General features: G+C 33.8%; 26 protein-coding genes. 10 read left to right on the forward strand and 16 right to left on the reverse strand.

Features of this window, described 5'->3' with window-relative positions; all coding sequences use genetic code 11:
• Window positions 1-6 precede the first annotated feature (6 nt).
• The 6 genes from ACFQ1Q_RS09290 to ACFQ1Q_RS09315 all read right to left on the reverse strand — a co-directional run bounded on the left by ACFQ1Q_RS09290 (window position 7) and on the right by ACFQ1Q_RS09315 (window position 5,741).
• Window positions 7-906 (reverse strand): ABC transporter ATP-binding protein, encoded by a 900-nt coding sequence (locus tag ACFQ1Q_RS09290; RefSeq protein ID WP_386130357.1) that lies wholly within the window; start codon window positions 904-906, stop codon window positions 7-9.
• A gap of 184 nt (window positions 907-1,090) precedes the next feature.
• Window positions 1,091-1,606: an IS1096 element passenger TnpR family protein gene (locus ACFQ1Q_RS09295; RefSeq protein WP_386130360.1), complete on the reverse strand. Its 516-nt coding sequence runs from the start codon at window positions 1,604-1,606 to the stop codon at window positions 1,091-1,093.
• Window positions 1,607-1,636: 30 nt separating this feature from the next.
• Window positions 1,637-2,677 (reverse strand): COX15/CtaA family protein, encoded by a 1,041-nt coding sequence (locus ACFQ1Q_RS09300; RefSeq protein WP_386130363.1) that lies wholly within the window; start codon window positions 2,675-2,677, stop codon window positions 1,637-1,639.
• 79 nt (window positions 2,678-2,756) lie between these two features.
• Window positions 2,757-3,230: a GNAT family N-acetyltransferase gene (locus ACFQ1Q_RS09305; RefSeq protein ID WP_386130365.1), complete on the reverse strand. Its 474-nt coding sequence runs from the start codon at window positions 3,228-3,230 to the stop codon at window positions 2,757-2,759.
• A gap of 3 nt (window positions 3,231-3,233) precedes the next feature.
• The gene (locus tag ACFQ1Q_RS09310; protein WP_386130367.1) at window positions 3,234-4,649 is read right to left on the reverse strand and encodes a CCA tRNA nucleotidyltransferase; all 1,416 of its coding nucleotides are present in this window, start codon (window positions 4,647-4,649) and stop codon (window positions 3,234-3,236) included.
• Between the two features lie 102 nt (window positions 4,650-4,751).
• The gene (locus ACFQ1Q_RS09315) at window positions 4,752-5,741 is read right to left on the reverse strand and encodes a glycosyltransferase (protein ID WP_386130369.1); all 990 of its coding nucleotides are present in this window, start codon (window positions 5,739-5,741) and stop codon (window positions 4,752-4,754) included.
• A gap of 140 nt (window positions 5,742-5,881) precedes the next feature.
• Here ACFQ1Q_RS09315 and ACFQ1Q_RS09320 point away from each other — a divergent pair, with 140 nt between their 5' ends.
• Window positions 5,882-6,811: an FkbM family methyltransferase gene (locus ACFQ1Q_RS09320; RefSeq protein ID WP_386130372.1), complete on the forward strand. Its 930-nt coding sequence runs from the start codon at window positions 5,882-5,884 to the stop codon at window positions 6,809-6,811.
• A gap of 8 nt (window positions 6,812-6,819) precedes the next feature.
• Complete coding sequence (locus tag ACFQ1Q_RS09325; protein WP_386130374.1) at window positions 6,820-7,626, forward strand: glycosyltransferase family 2 protein; 807 nt, start codon at window positions 6,820-6,822, stop codon at window positions 7,624-7,626.
• Here ACFQ1Q_RS09325 and ACFQ1Q_RS09330 read toward each other — a convergent pair.
• Complete coding sequence (locus ACFQ1Q_RS09330; protein WP_386130377.1) at window positions 7,623-8,369, reverse strand: glycosyltransferase family 2 protein; 747 nt, start codon at window positions 8,367-8,369, stop codon at window positions 7,623-7,625. The genes ACFQ1Q_RS09325 and ACFQ1Q_RS09330 overlap by 4 nt on opposite strands.
• A gap of 76 nt (window positions 8,370-8,445) precedes the next feature.
• Between ACFQ1Q_RS09330 and ACFQ1Q_RS09335 the strand changes: the two genes are divergently transcribed.
• A complete protein-coding gene (locus ACFQ1Q_RS09335; RefSeq protein ID WP_386130380.1) occupies window positions 8,446-9,159 on the forward strand; it encodes a polysaccharide deacetylase family protein in 714 nt (237 codons plus the stop codon).
• Here ACFQ1Q_RS09335 and ACFQ1Q_RS09340 read toward each other — a convergent pair.
• Window positions 9,151-9,891, reverse strand: a complete 741-nt coding sequence (locus ACFQ1Q_RS09340) for a glycosyltransferase family 2 protein (RefSeq protein WP_386130383.1) — start codon at window positions 9,889-9,891, stop codon at window positions 9,151-9,153. The two genes, ACFQ1Q_RS09335 and ACFQ1Q_RS09340, sit on opposite strands and share 9 nt — an antisense overlap.
• An 86-nt stretch (window positions 9,892-9,977) precedes the next feature.
• Here ACFQ1Q_RS09340 and ACFQ1Q_RS09345 point away from each other — a divergent pair, with 86 nt between their 5' ends.
• Window positions 9,978-10,799 carry a glycosyltransferase family 2 protein gene (locus tag ACFQ1Q_RS09345; RefSeq protein WP_386130386.1) on the forward strand — a complete coding sequence of 274 codons (822 nt, stop codon included), beginning with the start codon at window positions 9,978-9,980 and terminating at the stop codon, window positions 10,797-10,799.
• Window positions 10,800-10,801: 2 nt separating this feature from the next.
• The gene (locus ACFQ1Q_RS09350) at window positions 10,802-11,617 is read left to right on the forward strand and encodes a glycosyltransferase family 2 protein (protein ID WP_386130388.1); all 816 of its coding nucleotides are present in this window, start codon (window positions 10,802-10,804) and stop codon (window positions 11,615-11,617) included.
• A gap of 32 nt (window positions 11,618-11,649) precedes the next feature.
• Here ACFQ1Q_RS09350 and ACFQ1Q_RS09355 read toward each other — a convergent pair whose 3' ends face one another.
• Window positions 11,650-12,240 (reverse strand): class I SAM-dependent methyltransferase, encoded by a 591-nt coding sequence (locus ACFQ1Q_RS09355; protein ID WP_386130391.1) that lies wholly within the window; start codon window positions 12,238-12,240, stop codon window positions 11,650-11,652.
• A gap of 9 nt (window positions 12,241-12,249) precedes the next feature.
• Window positions 12,250-13,305: a glycosyltransferase family 9 protein gene (locus tag ACFQ1Q_RS09360; RefSeq protein ID WP_386130393.1), complete on the reverse strand. Its 1,056-nt coding sequence runs from the start codon at window positions 13,303-13,305 to the stop codon at window positions 12,250-12,252.
• Window positions 13,306-13,458: 153 nt separating this feature from the next.
• Here ACFQ1Q_RS09360 and ACFQ1Q_RS09365 point away from each other — a divergent pair, with 153 nt between their 5' ends.
• Complete coding sequence (locus tag ACFQ1Q_RS09365) at window positions 13,459-14,178, forward strand: lipopolysaccharide kinase InaA family protein (protein WP_386130396.1); 720 nt, start codon at window positions 13,459-13,461, stop codon at window positions 14,176-14,178.
• 64 nt (window positions 14,179-14,242) lie between these two features.
• Here ACFQ1Q_RS09365 and ACFQ1Q_RS09370 read toward each other — a convergent pair whose 3' ends face one another.
• Entirely contained in the window at window positions 14,243-15,058 is an 816-nt protein-coding gene (locus tag ACFQ1Q_RS09370; RefSeq protein WP_386130398.1) for a 2,3,4,5-tetrahydropyridine-2,6-dicarboxylate N-succinyltransferase, read from the reverse strand.
• 234 nt (window positions 15,059-15,292) lie between these two features.
• Between ACFQ1Q_RS09370 and ruvX the strand changes: the two genes are divergently transcribed.
• The 4 genes from ruvX to mazG all read left to right on the forward strand — a co-directional run bounded on the left by ruvX (window position 15,293) and on the right by mazG (window position 17,782).
• Window positions 15,293-15,703, forward strand: coding sequence for a Holliday junction resolvase RuvX (gene ruvX, locus ACFQ1Q_RS09375; RefSeq protein ID WP_386130400.1), 411 nt, complete (start codon window positions 15,293-15,295; stop codon window positions 15,701-15,703).
• 76 nt (window positions 15,704-15,779) lie between these two features.
• Window positions 15,780-16,370, forward strand: a complete 591-nt coding sequence (gene def, locus ACFQ1Q_RS09380; RefSeq protein WP_386130403.1) for a peptide deformylase — start codon at window positions 15,780-15,782, stop codon at window positions 16,368-16,370.
• A gap of 100 nt (window positions 16,371-16,470) precedes the next feature.
• Complete coding sequence (locus tag ACFQ1Q_RS09385; protein ID WP_386130406.1) at window positions 16,471-16,899, forward strand: DUF5606 family protein; 429 nt, start codon at window positions 16,471-16,473, stop codon at window positions 16,897-16,899.
• A gap of 109 nt (window positions 16,900-17,008) precedes the next feature.
• Entirely contained in the window at window positions 17,009-17,782 is a 774-nt protein-coding gene (mazG, locus tag ACFQ1Q_RS09390) for a nucleoside triphosphate pyrophosphohydrolase (protein ID WP_386130409.1), read from the forward strand.
• Window positions 17,783-18,116: 334 nt separating this feature from the next.
• Here mazG and ACFQ1Q_RS09395 read toward each other — a convergent pair whose 3' ends face one another.
• From ACFQ1Q_RS09395 to ACFQ1Q_RS09415, 5 genes are all read right to left on the reverse strand, one after another.
• Complete coding sequence (locus ACFQ1Q_RS09395; protein ID WP_386130411.1) at window positions 18,117-18,869, reverse strand: hypothetical protein; 753 nt, start codon at window positions 18,867-18,869, stop codon at window positions 18,117-18,119.
• 165 nt (window positions 18,870-19,034) lie between these two features.
• Window positions 19,035-20,993: a DUF349 domain-containing protein gene (locus ACFQ1Q_RS09400; RefSeq protein WP_386130414.1), complete on the reverse strand. Its 1,959-nt coding sequence runs from the start codon at window positions 20,991-20,993 to the stop codon at window positions 19,035-19,037.
• 90 nt (window positions 20,994-21,083) lie between these two features.
• Window positions 21,084-21,842, reverse strand: coding sequence for a shikimate dehydrogenase family protein (locus ACFQ1Q_RS09405; protein ID WP_386130417.1), 759 nt, complete (start codon window positions 21,840-21,842; stop codon window positions 21,084-21,086).
• Window positions 21,811-22,830 carry a DUF368 domain-containing protein gene (locus tag ACFQ1Q_RS09410; protein WP_386130420.1) on the reverse strand — a complete coding sequence of 340 codons (1,020 nt, stop codon included), beginning with the start codon at window positions 22,828-22,830 and terminating at the stop codon, window positions 21,811-21,813. Before ACFQ1Q_RS09410 ends, ACFQ1Q_RS09405 begins: the two co-directional genes overlap by 32 nt.
• Entirely contained in the window at window positions 22,831-23,805 is a 975-nt protein-coding gene (locus ACFQ1Q_RS09415; protein ID WP_386130422.1) for a DUF368 domain-containing protein, read from the reverse strand.
• Window positions 23,806-23,846: the final 41 nt, after the last annotated feature.

Below are 23,846 nucleotides of genomic sequence, written 5' to 3' on the forward strand. Positions count from 1 at the left end.
ATAATTTTAATTGAGATTGTCAGTTAGCTGAAGGAATTGCTCTTCTAAGCTTTCTTTTCGTTTTACCAAATGCGAAAGCACTATACCTTTATTAAACATCAGTTGGTTAAATTCTGAAGCTGACATTGGCTCGTTTAAAAAAGCTGTAATTAATTGATCTTCAACTTTAATGTTTCCAAATAAGTCGTTTGCTTCTAAAAGAGAAAGTAATTCTGAATGTTTTTCAGCTTTAAGTTCAAAGAAACCATAACTGTTTATCATTTCATCTACGCGACCAGAATATAATTTTTCGCCCTTTCTTAAAACGACAACGTGAGAGCATACTTTTTCGACTTCATCCAATAGATGAGAAGCTAAAAGAATGGTTGTGCCATTTGCTGCAATGTCTTTTATAATTTGACGAATTTGGTGAATACCTTGTGGGTCAAGTCCATTTGTAGGTTCATCTAAAATTAAAATTTCAGGGTCGTTCAATAATGCCGAAGCAATTGCCAAACGCTGTTTCATACCCAAAGAATATGTTCGGAATTTGCTATTTTTTCGGTCTAAAAGTCCAACAACTTCTAGTTTTTCATCTATTTTTTCAGTAGAGACGCCTTTGATTTTACAGACCAATTTTAAGTTCTGCGCTGCCGTCATGTATGGGTAAAAATTTGGGCGTTCTATTATGGCACCAACTTTTTTTAAGGCGTCATGCGTGGTAGTGTTTCCATCGAACCAATGAAAATCGCCATTGGTTTTATTGACAACATTTAAAACAATGCCCAAGGTCGTAGATTTTCCACTTCCATTAGGCCCTAAAATGCCATAAACGTTACCTTTTTGTATGGTAAAACTTAAATCTTTTACTGCTGTGAGATAACCAAACTTTTTTGTAAGGTTATTGATAGTAAGGATATTCTCCAAGATGATTGGTTTTGAAATATTGAAAAAAAACTCTGAAGCACTTCAACTATCTTCATTGTGACATTTCAATATGTATTGGTTATAGAAGTAAGACGAGTCAATTGTTTTTTTGTTACACGCAAGAAATAAAAAAAAGCATTTCTATGAAGAAATGCTTTTACAAATTATCTGATATATTTTCAAATTAATTCCAATTCTCATCAAAGTCCAAATCGCTATAATCGTCCACATCATAATCGTCGTCAAACTCATTAAAATCATCATCTGTTTCAGCCTCAAAGGTTTTTATAGGTGCTTCATCTGGCACTTGCCCTTTTACAAACATAAGGTTAGGATAATCGGTGCTTTCGGCTTCTTCAACAATTTCAGCAAGCTCTACAAAAAACGTCCACATGTTTAAAAAATCGTAAACATAAATCAGTCGGGTAGAAGCTTCATGTACCAAATCGTTGATTCTTGTGTTGCTCATGATCTTGACTTGGTTTAAGCCTTCGCTAACATCGAACATGGCAATTTCTTCGCCTTGATTCCATTCTTCATCACTGACGTAAAACGATGCCATTTCCATACCATCAAACCCAAAAGATTGGGTAATAATGTTGTGTAAATCTTCCATAGAATCCGATTCGCGGATTTCTAAATCTCTAAAAATATCCTCTTCTGTATCGTTATCTAGTATAACTCTAAATCTGTAAATCATCTTAAAATTTTAGTGGCGCAAAGATACAATTTATGTTGTAGAAATTTTGGTTTTTAAGCGTTCTGTATTTTGACTTTCTAAAATGATATAAAACTGAATTCCTATTAATATGGTTGCAATCACTAAGTGTAACGGCTGTGATGAAAATGGAAAATTAAAATAGAACATCACAACACCTGTTAGGATTTCAAGGCCAATGCAAAGCATCACTAGTTTAAATTTGTTGTAACCTAAGTTTAATTTTTTGTTTCTTAAAAATAGCCAAACATTAACAACCAAAACTAAAATAGAAAGCGAGCGATGAATGTAAAAATTCAATGGCGCTAAAATTTCAATGTCCCAATTAAAATAACCAAAAAGTTTGTTTTGCACGTCTACAAACTGACGGACTTGTGTGCCTAAAACAATTTGAACTAAAGTTAACAATGTTGCAAAAATGAGCACATTCCGAAACTTCAAATCGAACTTTTGATTTTTGTAAGTTGTTTTGGACGCATAAATTAAATATAAAATAACTGCAACAATCACTAAAGCCATTACCATGTGTATGGTAATTTTATAGGGCGCTAAGTTAGAATCTACAACCGTTTTACCAAGCCAAGCTTGAAACGCCATAGCAAAAACAGTGAATATTGAAAGCAATAAAAATCGTTTTTTGTCTTTCCAAAGCCAAATAGACATTATAGTAAATATGAGAATTGGCAAACCTGAAAGTGCTCCGATAAGCCGATTGATATATTCTACCCAAGTATGTAAAGGATTAAAAACTGCATAGTCGTGTGCCGTATACGGTTCCCAATTATCGAGATTTAATTCTGATGTTGAGGTGAAATCTTCAGTAGCAACCTGTAAAGCTTCTTCAACGATAATGACGATGCCTTTTTTGTAATCGTGATTGGGTTTAAATTGAAGCTCAGAAATATCGGTTGGCGGGATGTAATATCCAAAACATTTTGGCCAATCAGGACATCCCATTCCAGAACCTGTCATACGCACAACAGCACCAGCAATGATGACTAAGTATATCATTACTAAAGCGACTTTGGCCGTTTTTCTGAATCTTTTTTTCATTCTTATTTCACGTCTAATGTCAGATTGAGCGCAGTCGAAATCCAATGCGTTCTCGACTCTCGCTCGAACTTGAATTAATTTATTCTGAATCTTTATTCATTCTTATTTTAAACTCCTTTTTAAAGCACAAACTGTTTTCCATGTTTTTATATTGCCCGTAGTTTGGAATTTCGTAATAACCACACTTTTTGTAAAATTGAACAGCTTCAGTTTGACGTTTACCTGTTTCTAAAACACAGCTTGAATATCCAATAAGGCTCGCCCAATTTTCTAATTCTTTTAAAATTAATGCTCCAATACCTTTAGTCCGATTTGAAGGAAATACAAACATGCGTTTAATTTCAACTGAATTGTCATCAAATGGTTTAAATGCTCCACAGCCAACAGCAGTTTCATTTTCATAAGCAACAACTACATTTTTTAAGGTTTCGATTGTGTTGAATTGATTATAAAATTCGTGCTCATCGCCATCTGTAATTTTAAGATACGCATCTAATTCTTCCACTAAATTGATGAAGTCTTTGTTTTCAGATGTTGTTCTTAAAATGGTCATTAACTAATTATCAATTGTCAATCCAAGCGCTTTTCCTTTTTCTAACATTAACTCAAAAGCTGCTTCGTATTCGTTAGGGATTTCGCCTTCAAGAATCGCTTCTTTTATGGCTTCTTTTATAACACCAATTTCTCGAGATGGCTTAAGGTTAAAAGTTTTCATGATTTCTTCGCCAGAAACTGGTGGTTGAAAATTTCGAACTTGGTCACGCTCTTCAACTTCTACAATTTTATCTCGTACGATTTTAAAATTGTTGTGGTATTTCTGAAACTTTCTCGGGTTTTTAGTAGTAATATCAGCTTCGCAAAGCGTCATTAAATCATCAACGTAATCGCCTGCATCAAACACTAACCGTCTTACGGCAGAGTCTGTAACATCCGAAGCCAAAACAATTGGTCGCGAACTCATAAATACCATTTTTTGAACAAATTTCATTTTTTCATTCAATGGCATCTTTAAACGTTTAAATAATTTGTAAACCATTTTGGAGCCTACAAATTCGTGTCCGTGAAACGTCCAACCTACTTTTTTACTAAAGCGTTTGGTCGGTGCTTTACCAATATCGTGTAGCAATGCAGCCCAACGTAACCAGAGGTTATCTGTAGTTTGGCAAATATTATCTACAACCTCGAGCGTGTGGTAAAAATTATCTTTGTGGCGTTGTCCTTCTTTTTCGTCAATGCCTTTTAAAGCTGTTAATTCTGGAAGAATATACTCTAATAATCCTGTTTTTTCAAGATGAATAAACCCAATTGAAGGCTTATCGCTTTCCAAAATTTTATTCAGCTCGGTAACAATACGTTCTTTAGTAATTATTTTGATGCGATTTTTATTTTTTGAAATCGCTTCAAGCGATGCTTCTTCAATTTTAAAGTTCAATTGCGTTGCAAATCGGATGGCACGCATCATGCGTAATGGGTCGTCAGAATAGGTAATATCTGGATTTAGTGGTGTCTTTATTAATTTGTTTTCTAAATCTTCAATACCTTGAAATGGGTCTAATAATTCGCCAAAATTTGAATTATTTAAGCCTAATGCCAAAGCGTTCATAGTAAAATCGCGTCGGTTTTGGTCATCTTCTAAAGTACCATTTTCCACTACGGGATTTCGACTATCTTCAGTATAACTTTCTTTTCGCGCGCCTACAAATTCAATTTCAATATCATCGAACTTTAGCATTGCTGTACCGTAAGTTTTAAAAATCTGGACTTTCGGTTTGTTTGGTAAACTATTTGCTACATGCTGCGCCAGTTCAATACCGCTACCAATGGCAACAACATCAATGTCTTTTGCATCGCCACGTTCTAAAAAATAGTCGCGCACAAAACCTCCAATAACATAAGCTTCGATGCAAAGCGCATCTGCAGATTGAGAAATGATTTTAAAAATGGAATGTTGTAATGCGTTTTTGTACCTCATTTTATAAAGCTTGGCGCCATTATTTTCTAAAATGCAAAGTTACAACAACACTATATTTTATGATAATTTCTGACTTTATTTATTTCAGAATTTGAAGAAATATTAGGTGTAAAATGGTAATTCCAACCCACTGTTGTCTTTTAAGTGTGGTTGATTCTTATTCAAAGCTTCGCCATTAATGGCTTTCTCGTAAAGCTGAATGTAGTTTTTGGTCATCACTTTAGCACTGAAATTTTCTCTGGCATATTCGTGACAAACTTTAGGCGAAAAATCAGCTTCGGCAATGGCTAAAATTAATTCCGATTGCCTATTACTTGTAAATCCGACATCGGTCGTTACCAATTCGTTAAGTGCTCCGTAAGGCGTTGAAAATACAGCACTTCCGCAGTATAAACTCTCAATAACCGCAAGGCCAAATGGCTCGTGCCATTTTACTGGAAAAATTAACCCTTTAGAGTGTAATGCCACCTTTGTTTTTTCTTCATTATCAACCATTCCTAAAAAGTCTATTTTAGAATTTAATAGAAATTTCTTTCCATATTTAAGGTTGTATTCACTCCACTTTTTTCCGCCCATAACCTTCAAATTTATTTTGGCTTTTTGAGCAATACTGTAAGCACCAAGCGCATTTTTGAGTTTCCAAGTGGCTTTTCCTAAAAAATGATAATGTGTTCTTTCTAAGTTTAAATTTACTTCTGGATAATCATCCCAATCCAAACCGTTGTAAACGTAAGTTTCGGCATTGTAACGTTCTGCATGATTTTTTGAAAGAAAAACAGAATTTCTGTCGAAAAACGTATCGTCTTCATAATTACCGTGAATGGTAATAATATAAGGTTTCGATAATTCTGGATTCACTTTAAAATTAAAATGAATTACATCAGCATCATCAGGAATTTGCGCTTCAAAAGATTTGGTTTCATCATAAAAAAGAACATCGGCAAAATCGCAATATGAGCCTTCAGGAACCAAATAAACAACCTTATGACCAAGCTGATTTAAGGTTTTTCCCAAACCCCAAATCACGCGTTCGGTGCCACCATATTTTAGTGCTGGAATTTTTCCGCCATTATCTACAATCACAATTTTCATAAGCCCTTTCGCCAAATTATTTGCGCTTGTAAATTTAAAAATAACTATGGCAAACCACCTTTAATTCCGAATAAAAAGCTACAAAACCTCAGTAAAAGAAATTGCTTTATTACTTTTGTGACCGTTACAAAACCAATTTTATGAACCTAATGAACGCCGTTGTTAACGGATTTTCTAGCCTTAGCCGAAGTTTGCCAAAACACCGAAAACTCAATCAGTTGTACAAGCATTTTAATTGGGTGTTTTTAACGCTTGGCGCCAAGCCAATTGTTAACGCAAAAATGGAAGATGACACAACCATTAAGGTGGATTTATCCACACGTACCGAGCGCATGGCTTTCTATACAGGTGCTTATGATTCGGATTTGTTGGAAGTGATAAAACAGCTATTAAATACTGATGGTGTATTTTTAGACGTCGGTGCTAATATTGGGTTTTATTCCGTAGCCATTTCGAATGTATTTAGGGTAAAAAATGCGAAAGGTAAAACCTTGGCTTTTGAACCTTTTGAAGGTAATTTTAAACGTCTCACACATAATATTGAAGCCAATAATTTATCTGATTATTGCATTCTAAATAATTTTGGTTTATCAGACACTTCGACAACCACTGAAATTACGCTTCGTGAAGATTTTAAACACGGCTCTAACACAGGAAATGCCTCAATACCAACAAGCGAATCGATGGATGCTGGTTTTAAAACATCATCTATTCAATTGAAAACTTTAGATGAAGTTTGGAATACCAATTTTTCGGATTTAGAAAATATTGATTTGATTAAAATGGACATTGAAGGTCACGAAGATTTCTGTTTTAAAGGTGGCGTGAATAGTATTGCGGCGCATCGTCCAACGATTATGATGGAAGTTAATAAACCTTATTATGAAGCTCGTGGTGTTGATTTGGATGAAATTTTTCTACCATTAATTCCTGAAAATTATACCATTTACCGAGAAGTGAATAAGACTTGGACACCAATTACTTCATTAAAAGATTGTGGTACGGTTGACAATGTATTTATGGTGCCACATGAAAAATTAAATTCTGAAGCTTACCGTATTTTTAGCTAAATTGAATTATGGCAAAACGCTTAACATCTTCTTTAATTATCTCAACTTATAATTGGCCAGAAGCATTAGACTTAGTGTTGAAAAGTGTCTTGAATCAGTCAGAATTTCCAGATGAAATTCTCATTGCAGATGATGGTTCTTCCGAAGAAACAAAAGACTTGATTGAAAGTTATGTTTCAAAATTCGACATTCCGATTATACATGTTTGGCAGGAAGATAAAGGCTTTCAGAAATCTAAAATTTTAAATCAAGCCATTGCAAAAGCCAAAGGAGAATATCTCATTCAAATTGATGGTGATTGTATCATTCACAAGCATTTTGTAAAAGACCATTTAACTGAAGCCGAAACCGGCTATTATCTGTTCGGAGGTCGTGTAAATATTCAAGAATCCTTTTTACCAACGCTATTTAAAACAAAGAAAATAAATTTTAGCCCATTTTCTAAAGGCATCAAGAAAAGACCACGTGCGTTTTATTCGCCAATATTGGCAAAATTTCAAGGTGAAGTTCCAGAAATTTCAGAGAAATTTAGAGGTTGCAATACGTCTTATTTTAGAAAAGATGCAATTGCTGTCAATGGTTATGACGAAGCTTTTATTGGTTGGGGAAGAGAAGATTCGGAATTTATGAGGCGTTTGCATCATAACGGAATTAAGGGAAAGCGACTTAAATTTAAAGGGATTTTATTTCATATTTTTCATGTTGAAAAATCTCGTGAACGTTTGGATGCTAATGACGATATTGAGTTGCAGACGATAACTTCAAAATCTAAATGGGCAGAAAACGGAATTGATAAATACTTGCCAAAGGCCTAATCAATAGCTCTGTAAAGCGTCCATAATTTTATGTAACGTTTGTAAACTGCAAAGCCACTACAATAGGCAAGTATAAAGCCTTCTTTACCATCTAAAAACCCAAATTTTATGACGTATTGATGAAAAAAGCGGTACCAAGGTCTGAACAAGAAATGGTATAAATTTGGACGTATATTTTTATCAAAAAGCATCTGTGCTTGAAAGCTACTGTAATCCGTCAATTTCTGATTGTAAGCATCAAAACCTTTGTACGAAAAATGGTCGCTTCGGTTTTTTAATGTTTCTACTTTTCCATTAACTTCTAAAGTTTCATGCACCGCTTTTCCGTTGTATTTGGCATTCGCTTTTTTGAAAACTCTCACAACGGCATCATTTTGAAATCCACTGTACTTTATGCGTTTTCCCATAAAGTGAAAGTTTCGTTTGACTTTATAAGCAACAGTTTCAGAGTTATTAGCAATACGATTTTGAATTTCTTCGGCTAAGTCTTCAGAAATGATTTCATCCAAATCAAAAAACAAAATCCAATCGTGTTTTGCTAGCGATAAGGCATAATTTTTCTGACTCGAAAAATCATCAAATTCACGTTGTAAAAACGTCACGTTATGTTGTTTGGCAATAGCTTCAGTCTCGTCTGTACTAAACGAATCTACAATGATAATTTCATCAGCAAAAGATAAGCTTTTGATGTAGCGTTCTATATTAGAAGCTTCGTTATAGGTTATAGCTAAAGCGCTTATCATACGAGGTAAAGTGAGATTTTTGACAAATATAACTAATGGTGTTTATATATTTGTCATGTAAAAACAATTACGCTCCATGTCTAAACTCCCAATTTTAATGTACCATTCGGTTTCTACTTCAGATGCAGAAAGTAGAGGCTTAACCATCAGTACATCTAATTTTGAAGCGCAGCTGAAATTTTTACAATCCAAAGGTTTTCAATCATTTCATTTTAAAGATTTAGAGCATCTAAAATCTTTACCTAAAAGGTCTATCGTAATTACTTTTGACGATGTTTATGTCAATCAGTTAGAATTGGCTGTACCACTTTTAAAACAATACGGTTTTAAGGCGTGTTTCTACGTTCCGTTTAAATATGTCAATGGAAAAAACGATTGGGACGAAGGCGAAAAACAAATTATGTCTTTAGAGCAATTACAATCTTTGGACTCTGAAATTATTGAATTAGGCATGCATAGTTTTGCACATGGCAATTATAAGAATATGTCGCTTGAAGCTTCAGCGGAAGATTTAAAAAAATCTAAAGAATTTATCGAAGCTTCAGGATTAAAAATTTATCGAACGCTGGCGTATCCTTATGGGAAATACCCAACCTCTAATCCCGAAAAAGACTCATTTTTCAAACTACTACAAAATAATAATATCAAATACGGCTTGCGAATTGGGAATCGTGTAAATCGTTTTCCTTTCAAAAATGCTTATGAAATTCAGCGTATAGATATTAAAGGTGAAGACACGCTGGCGAAATTCAAGTTAAAATTGCGCTTCGGGAAACTGAAATTATTTTAAGCCACGTTGTAATAGCATTAGCTTTACATATCTAGAAAATACACCGTAAGCATTTATAGTCGCCACTGTCAACCCTGGGATGCCATCCATAAATCCACGACGCAAAATATAACTGCTGAAGAATCGGTAGAATGGTTTAAATGCCAAATGAAAATAGGTGGCGCTTTTACCTTTTTTTAGCATTTGTTCGGCTTGAAACCAAGCATAACTATCCTTTTTACTGATGTAATGGTCAAGACTTTTATAGGTGAAGTGCAACACTGGATTTTTAAGTTGTCCAACACTACCATCGATAATCAATTTTTCGTGTACCAAACCTTCAAAACGACAATTGGCTCTTTTTACCAAACGTAGAACATTATCAGAGTGATTGTATAAAAACCGATTCATATAAAAATGCGGAAAATTTAGCTTATAACCTGCATGTTTTCCATTGTGGATAGCGTCTTCAATTTCAGCTCTCAAAGCATAAGGAATGCGCTCATCGGCATCTACAAACAAAACCCAATCACAAGTCGCAAAGGTCAGAGCATGGTTTTTCTGATTAGAAAAATTATCGAACTTTCGCTGTGTAATTATGCAATTATATTTTTCGGCAATTTCAACAGTTTTATCTGTACTAAAAGAATCTACCACAATAATCTCGTCGGCAAAGCGCACAGACCTAATGGCTTTTTCGAGGTAATTTTCCTCGTTAAAAGTTGGTATTATTACTGATAAGGTGTTTTTCATAGAATAGTACAAATCTACAGCAATAATAACAGATTACAAATACCTTAAAAAAGGCGTATCTTTGCCAAGATATTAAAGCAAAAATAATGAGTGGTTTAGCAATTACTGTCATCGTAAGTACCTATAATGCCGAAGAATGGCTCGAAAAAACATTAGAAAGTTACAAGCATCAAGATTACGATAATTTTGAAGTGATTGTAGCAGATGATGGCTCACGCGAAACCACCAAAGAACTCATTGATAAATTTAAAGTCGATTATCCCGTAAACTTACGTCATATTTGGCATGAAGACAAAGGCTATCGTCGCCAAGAATTGTTAAATAAGTGCATTCTACAGACGGAACACGACTATATTATAATGACGGATGGCGACTGTATTGCTCGCAAAGATTTTGTCTCGACTCATGCAAAATTTGCCGAAAAAGGCTACTTCCTTTCTGGTGGTTATTTAAAATTAAACATGGCCGCAAGCAAAGCCATTACAAATAAAGATATTGAAAACGAAAACTGCTTTGATACCAAATGGTTAAAAGCAAATGGTGGCGTAACCCGAAAAAATGCGTTAAAATTGAATTCGGGTGAAGGTTTATCAACCGTTTTGGATTTTATTACGCCAACAAATGCATCTTTTAATAATTGTAATTCTAGCGCTTGGAAAGACGATTTAATCGCTATTAATGGCTACGACGAACGCATGCAATATGGCGGACCAGACCGAGAATTGGGTGAGCGATTATGGAACTACGGTCTAAAGTCTAAGCAGATTAGACACAAAGCAATTGTACTTCACTTAGACCATCCTCGAGGTTATAAAACCAAGGAATCTTTAGAGCGAAATTTAGCAATCCGAAAAACGGTAAAAGACGAAAATCTAAAGTGGACTGACCACGGAATCGTTAAAAAATAAGAATGCCAAAAATTTCTGTAATTATAAGTACTTACAATCAACCTGAATGGTTGCGAAAAGTGTTTTTTGGTTACGAATTTCAAACCTTTAAAGATTTTGAAATCATCATCGCTGATGATGGTTCTACAGATGAAACCAAAGATTTAATTGTTGATTTTTCTAAAACTTCTGAAATAAATATCACTCATATTTGGCAAGATGATGAAGGCTTTCAAAAAACGAAAATTCTCAATAAAGCGATTTTAAAAACAAAAGCAGATTATCTGTTGTTTACAGATGGCGATTGTATTCCACGACAAGACTTTGTAGAAACACATTACAATTTAAAACGACAGAATTGCTTCTTATCTGGCGGATATTTTAAACTCCCTGAACTTATTTCTAAAGCTATTACAATAGAGGATATTAAAAACCAAAATTGTTTTAATAAAGATTGGTTATTATCTAAAGGTTTAAAATCCTCTTTTAAGCTGAATAAACTCACAGTATCTGGATTTAAAGAGTGTTTACTAAATACATTTACACCAACAAAAGCCACTTGGGATGGCATGAATGCGTCAGGCTGGAAAGCCGATATCCTAAAAGTCAATGGTTTTGACGAACGCATGCAATATGGTGGCGAAGACAGAGAACTTGGCGAACGCCTTATGAATTTAGGAATTAAGCCTTTGCAAATACGTTACAGTGCCATTTGTGTGCATTTGTTTCATACACGTGGCTACAAAAATGCTGCTGCTGAAAAAGCCAACTTGTTTATTAGGAAAGAGACTAAATCTGAGAAAAGGGTTTGGACGAAATACGGAATTTTAAAAGCTTAAAATTCTAAATTTTAAATCCAAAACCTTGAATCTTAAATCGCTCTATAAGCACCAACTTTCCAATACGTCGTCTCTCTATCCGTATTCACAACTTCAAAATTGAGTTGTTTTAGTTTCGGTGAGGCATTTATTAAATCCCAACAATCTTGACCTTCTTTATAAATTGAAACAATTAAAACACCATTGGGTTTTAATCTATCAATAAAACGGTCTAAAACTTCCTGTCTTAAATCTAGATGCACATAATAAAATGCTTCGTTGAAAACAATGACATCAAATTGTTCTTCTGGTGTAAATGTGTGGATGTCTGCGACTAGACTTTTGGCTTTGGGTAAGTTTTTCGCTTTTGCTTTTTCAATCGATGCTGCGGAATAATCCACATTTGTAAATTGTGAATAATCGAAATCTTTCAATCGTTCGTTGAGTACGCCTTCGCCAGCGCCTAGATCCATAATAGACGGCTGTGCTTTACCATAAGTTTTTATGTATTCAATAATTTTATGGTAACGGACAGCTTCGCGCTCATTCGCCAAATAATCCCATTTTCCTTTTTTGTATTGTTTGTCCCAACGTCTTTTTCTCCGCCAGTGGTGAAATCTATCAATTAAGCTAAGCTTTGCCATAAAAAAGTGTTAAAAGTGTTGTTTTAAAAACTTATCAAGTTGTGCGATAATCAAATCTGGTGTCAGTTGTTTATACAAGAAACTTGGGTCTTCTTCAATTTTTTTGCGTTGTTCTCTATCAGTAGAAAAAAGGTCTGGTTTTTCATCTAAAAGATGAATCGATGTATGCATTTTTCCATCTTCAAAACTTGCCCAATGGTCTTTTAAAACATAAGGCGAAAATATCGTAAACGTTGGTTTGTCTAAAGCTTTGGCAATATGTACTGTGCCACCTTCATTTGCAATTAACAATTTGCACTTATTCATTAAGCGTACAAATCCACGGATGCTTTCTTCATAAATATCAAAAATAATTTTGTCTTTATGTTTACAAGTATCGTAAATAGATTGCGCGTCTTCTTTTTGATGTGGCGAATAATTAAACAAAGCGTATACATCGTAATTTTCAGTTACAAAATCAATCAAACTTACAATGTAATCATAAGGCATTGATTTTTGCGGCGTACTTCCTAGAATACCAAACATGATAACAGGCTTATCGTACTTGTTAAGTTTGTTATATTGCTGTTCTTTCTCGGTTAAATAAATTTTTGGAACATAATCAGGATTTTCAAGAGGAAATACAGAATTCACCAAATGCACACGATCTTCCAGAGATTTCCCTGCCGGATGCGATTTTTCTTTTAAAAACCCAACGTTATGTGTGTAAAACGGAAGTGGCGGATTTTTATCGCGTTTTTTGTATCCAATTCTGATTTTTGCACCAGACAACAGAGACAAAATTCGGCTTTGCGTTTTGGCGTAGGGATCCATAATAATATCGTACTTTTTTTTCCGAATTTGAAACGCGGTTTTAATAAGATTGGGAATCTTTTTCAACTCCTTTTCTTTAATAGGAATAATATTATCAATCGCTGGATGCTCTTCAATAACACCAGTTGTGAAGTCATACACCATAAAATCGATAACCGAATCTGGAAAAACACTCTTCAGATTTGTAGCAATTAAAGACGCTAAGAGTACGTCTCCTATGCGTTTGTTCTGAATGACAAGAATTTTTTTCATTGTTGATTGGACCACATCAATTGGGTGTTTGCAAAATATAATTTTATCGGCTTTTATTAAAATTTACTTTGGTATATCTTTGAGCACATCAATAAAACGGAAACTATTTTACACTGTCACCCAAAATACGAGTATTTACGACCAAAACTACAGTTGGTTATTGAAAGTTTTAATACGTCTGGTGATGCCATTGTTTTAAGTAGAAATAGCATCAAATCTTTTGAAGTTGATGATTTAAATCTGAATGTAAAATCGTTTAAAGTCCCGAATGCCTTTAATAGTTTTATTTACAAATATGTAAGACCGAGTAAGGCGAAACGCTCTTTTGATTATGCAAGCCGATTGATTGAATGTGGAATTTCGACACCGTTTCCAATCGCGTATTTTGAAGAATCTACAGCTTCAGGACTAAAACGAAGTTTTTATATCAGCAAGCATATCGATTTCGATTTTGAATTTAGAGAGCTCATTCACAAACCTTGGTTTGAAAACCGAACAGAAATACTTGAAAAATTCACCGAGTTCACTTTTAAATTACATGAGAATAATATTAATTTTTTAGACCATTCGCCAGGAAATACTTTGATTGTTAAAACTGAAACTGATTACGAGTTTTACCTCATAGATTTAAACCGAATGAAATTTGAAACTCTCAATTTAGATAAGCGTATGCACAACTTTAGACGTTTGTGGCTATCTAAAGCGATGATAAAAATCATGTCTAAAACATATGCCGAACTATACGGCAAATCATACAAAGAAACACATGCGCTTATGTTGAAGCATAGCAGAGATTTTCAACTAAAGATTGATAAAAAGAAATTGCGTCGTTCTGGTCGGAAGATGCGATTTGCATCAAAAAACCCAAAATAAAAAATTCCAAATTCCAAACATATAAGGTTTTGGAATTTGGAATTTAATTATTAAAATTTAATTTTTAAACCGCAACATCATACTCACGCAACGCATCATTAAGTGATGTTTTTTTATCTGTACTTTCTTTACGCTTTCCAATAATTAATGCACAAGGTACTTGGAATTCGCCGGCCGCGAATTTTTTAGTATAACTACCAGGAATGACTACAGAACGCGCAGGTACGAGACCTTTCATTTCTACAGGTTCATCGCCAGTCACATCTATAATTTTTGTGCTCATAGTTAATACCACATTTGCACCAAGAACCGCTTCTTTTTCAACGCGCACGCCTTCAACTACGATACAACGACTACCAATAAATGCACCATCTTCAATAATAACAGGAGCAGCTTGTAGAGGTTCTAAAACACCACCAATACCAACACCGCCAGAAAGATGAACATTTTTACCAATCTGCGCACAACTACCAACAGTTGCCCACGTATCTACCATTGTGCCTTCATCAACGTAAGCGCCGATATTAACATAACTTGGCATCATAATTACTCCCTTAGAAATATATGCACCGTGACGAGCTACAGCATTTGGTACAACTCTAATGCCTTTAGATGCATAATCTCTTTTTAGCGGCATTTTATCATGATATTCAAAAATACCAGCTTCAAGCGTTTCCATTTTTTGTATAGGAAAATAAAGCACAACTGCTTTTTTGACCCATTCGTTAACTTTCCAACCGTCATCAGTTGGCTCTGCAACGCGAAGAGTACCTTCATCTATAAGCTGAATTACACCTCTAATGGCATCTCGTGTAACTTCATTTTGTAATAAAGAACGGTCGTCCCAAGCATTTTCTATAACGGTTTGTATCTGATTCATATCTTAAAATTTAGAATTCAAAGATACATGCCATTGAAAAGATTGTAAAACTATTTTGAAAATTTTGTGAGGAAATGTGAGATGTGTAAAATAGTTAACGTTTAAAGCTTGAAGTCGGAAGATGGAAGAATTCATTTCATTCTCTCAAGTCTATACTAGTAACTTCCAGCTTCTTGCTTCTAACTTCCAACTAAAATCTTCGCACTTCCAACTTCAATCATTACCTTTGCCTCAATGGCAAGACTATTAGCATTAGACTACGGCACAAAACGAACAGGTATAGCAGTAACAGACGAATTGCAAATCATTGCGTCTGGATTGACGACAGTTAATACTTCAGAATTACTTACGTTTTTAAAGCAGTACACTTCCAAAGAATCTGTTGAAAAAATTATAGTCGGTTTACCCAAACAAATGGATAATACAGCTTCAGAAAGTGAGGTTTATATTCAGAAGTTTTTGAGAAAATTGGATAGTGAAATTCCTAATATTTCAATTGAACGTTTCGACGAACGTTTTACTTCAAAAATGGCGTTTCAATCTATGATTGATAGTGGTTTGAGCAAAAAAAAACGCCAAAATAAGGCTTTGGTCGATGAAATAAGTGCTACACTTATTCTTCAGAGTTATATGTCTTCTCTATAATTGCCTACAATAATTGTAAAACCGCTTTAGAAATACATTAAGAATTGTATTTTTGCATCCGTAAAAACTAAAAAATATGATTTTACCAATTGTTGCATATGGCGACCCGGTTTTAAAGAAAAAAGCTGTGGAGATTGATAAAGATTATCCAAAGCTAGACGAGCTTATCGCTAACATGTACGAAACCATGTACGGTGCATATGGCGTTGGTTTAGCAGCGCCACAAATTGGTTTGGCTATACGTATGTTTTTGGTAGATACATCGCCTTTTGCTGAAGACGAAGCGTTTACAAAAGAAGAGCAAGAGGAATTAAAGAATTTCAAAAAAACGTTTATCAATCCAATTATTTTAGAAGAAGAAGGTGACGAATGGGCGTTTAATGAAGGTTGTTTAAGTATCCCTGATGTTCGCGAAGATGTCTTTAGAAAGCCGAAAATTAAAATCCAATATCAAGACGAAGATTTTAATACGCATACCGAAGAATACGATGGTTTAATCGCGAGAGTAATTCAGCATGAATATGACCATGTTGAAGGTATTTTATTTACCGATAAACTATCATCGTTTAAAAAGCGTTTATTAAAAGGAAAGTTGCAAAACATTTCCAAAGGAAAAATTAGAGCAGATTACAGAATGCGTTTTCCTGCAATGAGCAGAAAGCGTTAAAAGAAATTATAATGTTACACTGAGCGCAGTCGAAGTATCTTTTGAAATTTAGATTTTTAAAAGGTTTCGAATGCGCTCAACCAGACAAAAAAAATATAAAATGAGTTTAGATAAAATATTATCAATATCCGGAAAACCAGGATTATACCAGATTTTAACCCAAACACGAACTGGTGCTGTAGTTGAGTCACTTAACGACAAAAAACGAATCACAGTAGGTGCACATAGCAACATTAGTATTCTTAGCGAAATTGCTATTTATACTTTAACAGAAGAAGTGCCACTGCGAGACGTTTTAAAAGCCATAAAGGACAAATACAAGGGCGCTCAAACTGAAATTAGCCATAAAGCAAGTAAAATTGAATTGGAAGAATTTTTCTTTGAGATTTTACCAGAATATGATGAAGACCGTGTGTATGCTTCAGATATTAAAAAAGTAATTCAGTGGTACAATATTCTTCAAAAAAACAACTTGTTAGAAAGTCTTGAAGAAGAAGAAGAAACAGCTGACGTTTCTGAGGAAGAATAAAGTAACAAATCATCAACCTAATTTGATGGTGGTTTGAACTTTTTGTAATCATTATCGGTCACTGAGCGTAGTCGAAGTGAACCGATTACTCATATATTTCTAAATTAAAATGCACAACAGAGCTACCCAATTAAAAGCATTTGACCGTTTACTTACTATAATGGATGAGTTACGTGAGCAATGTCCTTGGGATAAAAAACAAACTATGGAGTCTTTGAGACATCTTACTATAGAAGAAGTTTACGAGCTTGGCGATGCTATTTTGGACAATGATTTAGAAGAAGTAAAAAAAGAACTTGGCGATGTGCTTTTACACATCGTTTTTTATTCTAAAATAGGAAGCGAAACCAACCATTTTGATATTGCCAATGTATGCAATAGCATTTGCGATAAGCTCGTTGACCGTCATCCGCATATTTATGGCGATGTTGAGGTTAATGACGAAGAAGACGTCAAACGCAATTGGGAACAATTAAAACTTAAAGAAGGCAAAAAAAGTGTGCTAGAAGGCGTGCCAAAAAGTTTACCATCAATGGTAAAGGCAAATCGTATACAAGATAAAGTAGCTGGTGTTGGTTTTGATTGGGAATTCCCAGAACAAGTATTCGAAAAAGTAGAAGAAGAACTCTCTGAACTTAAAGTCGAAATCAAAGCAGGAAACACCGATAAAATTGAAAGCGAATTTGGTGATGTCTTATTCTCCTTAGTCAACTATGCAAGGTTTCTTAAAGTCAATCCAGAAAATGCTCTCGAACGCACAAATAAAAAATTCATTAAGCGTTTTCAATATTTAGAAACAAAAGCTGCGGATTTGAATAAATCCTTACAAGACATGTCACTTGCTGAAATGGATGTGTTTTGGGAAGAGGCGAAGAAGTTATAATTGCTGTGTTTCGCGAATTTTTTAAGTTCGAGACAGACTCAAACTTATATAAAATTCTATGTATTAAAATTGCTAGAGTCCCTTTTAGAAGTTTAAGCGCCAAATTCATTTATTAGAAATAATTGTTAAAATCACAAAGCAAAAATCCAAAATCAAATTGCATTCGTAACTATATTGAAAGCTACTAAAAGTAGTTTTATTTGTAGAATCTTAATTATTATTTAGCGGTTGTAATTAAGGTTAATTAGTTTAGTTAGGGCAAAACCCACTTGTGTAAGCAAGTGGGTTTTGGATTTAGTAGATTACATGTATATTTTGTCTAACAGTATAAAATTTACTTTTTTTCTAGCTCTGTTTTTATTTCAGACTTCAAAGATTTAAAGGCCTTAATTGCTTTGTCAAACATTTGATATTCAATTTCTAGTGATTCTAATTTAAATGTCAGGATATTCCAAAGTTCGAGATTTTCAAAAAATGGTCTTAAATCAGTTTTTGGACCACCATCAATTAAAAACTTTTTGTAATTTTTTAGAGCAACTTCGCTGTAGTTGATATTTTTTGCAAAAAAAGGTTCTATAGTCATACGATATTGATCATTATTATAACCATTCAATCCTTCAGTAATTTTTAAAACTTGAGAAAAATACTTAAAATTTGCTTTTAAACTGTCATTTTTAATCTCGGATAAAAAATTTTGATTCAAAAATTCGTCTGTAATAGGAAACGAATATTCACTTATCCAATTTGTAGCGGTAGCTCCAAGTAAATCTTTTAATATATCTAAGGAGTCTGAGTTTTTTGAATTTAAAATTTTCAGAGCTCTCTGATTATAACTAATTAATTTATGATTTTGTTTTTTCTGCCTTTCGGCTGAAATTATTTCTTGATTTAGTTCGCTTATAATTCGCTCATAGTAATTTCTGATAATTTTATCTTTAATTCTATTTGAATTCCAATTATTAATACTCAATGCTAATAATATTCCTATAACAACAAGAAAAATTTCACCGATAGCATAAACTAAGTATTTTTTGAATTTATTTTTTAAGAGTAAGTTTTGCCTGATTTTTCTAAAGAATTTTATCATTGATTTGGTGATAGTTATTACTCTAATATAAATATATTCCTGTAAACAAAAGCAATAGGACCAATCAGAACTAATAACGTAATCACTATTTTACAATTTATTTTGAAAAATTAATAATTAGGATGAGAAATCTGATAATTGGTTTTCCGTTTAATAAATACTTTTTTATTCCTCAGAATACATCTCGCGCACGCGCTTCAGCTTACTTTTCCAAGTTTCTAAATCGTTTTTATGCTTGGCGATGTTTTTATGAACGTCTTTTACTAATGGATTGTCAGACTTAACATTAGAGAAAAACTGTAAGTTGTTTTCTAGTTGGTTAATTTCAGATTTTACCTCGTCAATTTTTTTGCGGATAAAATTTTGCTCGTTATCTAATTGGCGTGTGTCATCTCCAGCAGACAGGTTGTCTAATCTACCTTCAAAACGTATCATGTCTAGTTTAGATTTTTCCATCTTTACCGCATCAAAAGCGTTGTCCACAGCTTTGTAGAACTTTCCGTCTATAAAACGTTTGTTTTGTGGTACATGACCAACAGTTTTAAATGTTTTAATTATATCTTGAAGCTTGGCTACATCGGATTTTACATCATCACTAAATTTAAAAGCTTTGACTTTGTTAAGTAGTTCTTGCTTTTTGTCAAATGCATCATAAAGCTCTTGATTTTCGGCTTTACGTTCTGCATGCATACGGTCAAAATAATGGTTACAAGCGGCTTTAAACTGCTTCCAAATTTTATCAGAATCCTTTCTTGGTACATGGCCAATAGATTTCCATTCGTTTTGGATTTTTTTCATCAAAGGCGTCACGGTTTTAAAATCGTCACTGTCTTTATTGTCTTCCGCAACTTTAATCAGCTCTAGCTTTTGCTGTAAATTTTCGTATTGGTCTTTCTTAAGATTTTTGTAGAATTTATTTTTGCTACGATTAAATTCTCTAACAGCATCTTTAAATTTTTTCCAAGTCGCCTCATTTTGTTTTAAAGGCACTTTACCTGCATTAAAAAAATCTTCGCGCAACGCTTCAAGGGCTTTTATGCGTTTTTGTATAACACCATGCGAAGTTGATTCCTCTGTATTTAATGCTTTAATTTTTTCAATAATTTCTTCTTTTCGGACTAAATTTTTCTCGTAGGCCTTATCTAAATCGGCATAATACTCTTGGCGTTTATCGTGGATAATTTTTGTGGCATTACTAAAACGCTCCCAAATCTCGTCACGGTGCTCCTTGGCCACAGGACCAAGTTCTTCTTTCCAAAGCTTGTGTAACACCTGTAGTTCTCTAAACGAATGATTAACATTGTGATTAGCCGCCAACTCTTCAGCACGCTGAATGATTTTCAATTTTTGGTCGTAATTATGCTTAAAGTCCATGTCGCGTAAGTCACGATTAAGATGTAAAAAGTCATAAAAACGCTCCACATGATGATGATATGTATTCCAAGCATTATTGTATTTATCTCGCGGAATTGGACCTGCATTTCGCCATTTGTCTTGCAATTCTTTAAACTGCTTGTATGTCTCGCCCATATTTTCTTCAACACCAACCAATTCTTTGATGTTTTCAATAATTTCTAGACGATTCGCTAAATTATCTTTAAGCGATTTTTCACGGTCTTTGTAGTAGGCGTTTATAGCTTGTTTATACTCTTTTGACGCTGCATTGAAACGTTTTTTGGTATCGTTTGAATAATAAAAGTCAATTGGATTACCACCATCTTCTTCAAATTCCGCCTTTTTTTCATCAAGCAAAACTTCGTATTTAGACTTAAATTCTGTCTTTATATCATTAACATGTGATGAAATTGTTTGTATTTTATGATTCTTCAGGAGGCTTTCAAATTCAGTAACCAATGCTTCCATACTCATGCTGTGATAATCTTTATCCTCTAGTTTATGACGCTCTTGGTTGTCTTCATCTTCAGCATCTTCGGCGTTCGAGTTATCAATTTCTTCAACATGAGTTTCTTCTTGTTTTGTCGAAGATTCATCAGCAGTAGTTTTGTTTTCAATCACAGTTTCTGGTGTTGTCTCTTGTACGGACGTGTTTGGAGTTGTTTCAACATTTGTCTCTTCAACTTCTTTTTTTCCTTCTGCATTTTGCAGGTTATCATTCTCTAACATTTTATTTAATTTTAAATGTGGATGCTAAAGATAACAATTGCAAAGCAAATAAAAAGTCTTATGTGTTAAACAACGCCTATAAAATTGAGCTTATTTATTCCAAATACGCCAAGATTTTTCGGCTTGAAGTTCTAGCATTTTACTGCCATTTATAATAGTTGCATTTTGGTTTTTACCATGCTGAAGGAATTTTGTTTCGGCCGGATTGTAGATTAAATCATAGAGAATATGATGCTCTGTAATACCGTTGTATGGAATATCTAAACATTGCTCAACATTAGGAAACGTACCAACAGGCGAACAATTAATCAAAATTTGATGTTTTTGAATTATGCTTTCAGTTAATTCTGAATAGGTTAAAACATCTAGATTTTTTTTGCTTCGCGACACAAATTTAAATTCTATTTTAAGTAGCTTCAAAGCATATGCAATCGCTTTTGATGCGCCACCAGTTCCAAAAATCAATGCCTTTTTATGATGTTTTTTTAGATGCGGTTCTAATGATTTTTTAAAGCCATAATAATCGGTATTGTAACCAACACGTTTTCTTTTTTTTGTAACGCGAATGGTATTTACGGCGCCAATAGCTTTAGCCGTTTTATTGAGTTTATCTAAGAAAGGAATGACGTCTTCTTTATATGGAATCGTAACATTTAAGCCTTTGATGTTTTTTGAAGTTTCGAAAATTGAAGGGAATTTTGAAATATTCTCAAGGTCGAAATTCACGTAAGAATGTGGTAAATTTTCAGCTTCGAACTTTTTAGCAAAATAACCCCTCGAAAACGAGTAATCGATTTCCTTTCCTACAAGTCCGAATTTAAATTTTGATGCGCTGCGTGCGTTTTCCATACCATTCTAATGCTAAAACTATAAAAATGCCGAGTGCAATGTATGCAATGGCAATAAGGGTTTCTTGGTTTAATTCGGGCAAAAAGCGCTGGTAGTTTTCGACTACAGATTTCCCAGTGGAATCGACCAAAACTTCACCGTTTCTATTTTTTTTAAATATGGTTTCTTTCCATGGCCAGACAACACCAAGAGAACCAATTATAAAGCCAATTATTGTGGCGAGTGTTATGCTTTTATAATGCTTTAAAATATAGTTGAGCAAATGACTAAGTGTTACTAAGCCTGTTACAGAACCTAAAGTAAATACAGTTAAGACTTTTAGTAATCTGATGCGTGCCTCATTTTTAATAAATTCAAAGTTTCCTGAAAAAACATCAGATATTGTATCGTAAAGTGCATTTACAGAATCTACAAGAAGTAGCACATAATTTCCTAAAATAATAAGTATAAATGAGCCAGAAAAACCTGGTAATGTCATACCTGAAACACTAATGATACCGCATAAGAAAACAAAAAATAAATTGTCGTTTTCTTTAGCTGGGTCTAAAAAGCTTATGCCAATACCAACCAATGCGCCAATGATAAGAGCAATGATGGTTTTACTGTTCCAGTCTTTAAAATCTTTATTGATGTAATAAATAGAGCCTAAAATCATTCCAAAAAATGTGCTCCAAACGTAAAGCTGATAATGAATTATTAAGTAGTCTAATAATTTTGAAACGCTAAAGTAACTTATAACCATTCCGAGGAATAAAAGAAACAAAAAGCGTCCATTTATAAATCTGTAAAAGCTTACAAAGCGCCCATTAAGAAGTAATTTAAAAGCTGTTTTGTTAACGCGCTGAAGTGAGTATATAAATTCTTCATAAAATCCTGCGACAAAAGCTACTACACCACCAGAAACACCAGGGACTTTATTTGCCGCGCCCATTGCTAAGCCTTTTATGATTAGGAAAATTTTATCTTTAAGTGAGCGCGTACTTTCCATTTAAGCTTTGACGTTTTCTTTTCCTTTTCCTAATCGTTCAAGAATTAAAATTGTAAAAAACCCAATAACCATAAACACCAATGCCATAAGCATTTGATGGTCACCTTCATAGTTTTGCGGTAAAATACTTTTTTCTAAAAGTGGTACTTCTAAACCTTCAGAATTTATACGTGTAGATAATATCTCTTTCCATGGCCAAATTTTATTGAGCGAACCAATCATAAAACCAGTTAAAATTGCAAGTGTGATATTTTTTTTATGTTTAAACATCCAGTTTAAAAGTTTACTAAAAACTTTGATTCCGATAACAGCTCCAATTGCTAGTAGTACAAAATTTAAAAGTGCGTCTTTTAATAATTCCCAATTGCCATTAAGTAAACCATCACGTAAATTATTAATTGTGTCGATTGCCGTTTGGTACGCTCCAAGAATTAATAAAATAAATGCTCCTGAAACTCCTGGTAATATCATAGCAATAATGGCAATAAAACCACAGAACAATAAATAAAACGGACTATCTGGTGATGCAAATGGTTCTGAAAGCGTAATGAAGTAGGATAGAACCGAAGTTAAAATAATGGCAACAATAATTTTTATTGACCATTTTTTTATCTGTTTAGCGATATATAAAATGCTTGCTAAAACCAATCCAAAAAAGAAGGACCACAACAAAATGGGTTCATTATGCAATAAATATTTTATCAATTTCGCTAATGACAAAATACTTACGGCAACACCTGTAAATAATGCCAAAAGAAATGTGCCGTTGATTGACCGCCAAGCGGCTTTAAATCCGGAGTCTTTCCAAAGTTTGAAAAAGCCTAAGTCAATACGGTCTATACTATCTATTAATTCTTCGTAAATACCTGAGATAAAGGCTATGGTTCCGCCAGAGACACCAGGAACTACATCGGCTGCGCCCATGGCAACTCCTTTTAATGAAATTATGAGATAGCTAAAAAAACTGCGTTGCATAGATGATTTTGTTATGAACGCTAAGTTAAAATAATTTTAAG

This window comes from Winogradskyella litorisediminis, from assembly GCF_042675765.1.
Classification (GTDB): domain Bacteria; phylum Bacteroidota; class Bacteroidia; order Flavobacteriales; family Flavobacteriaceae; genus Winogradskyella; species Winogradskyella litorisediminis.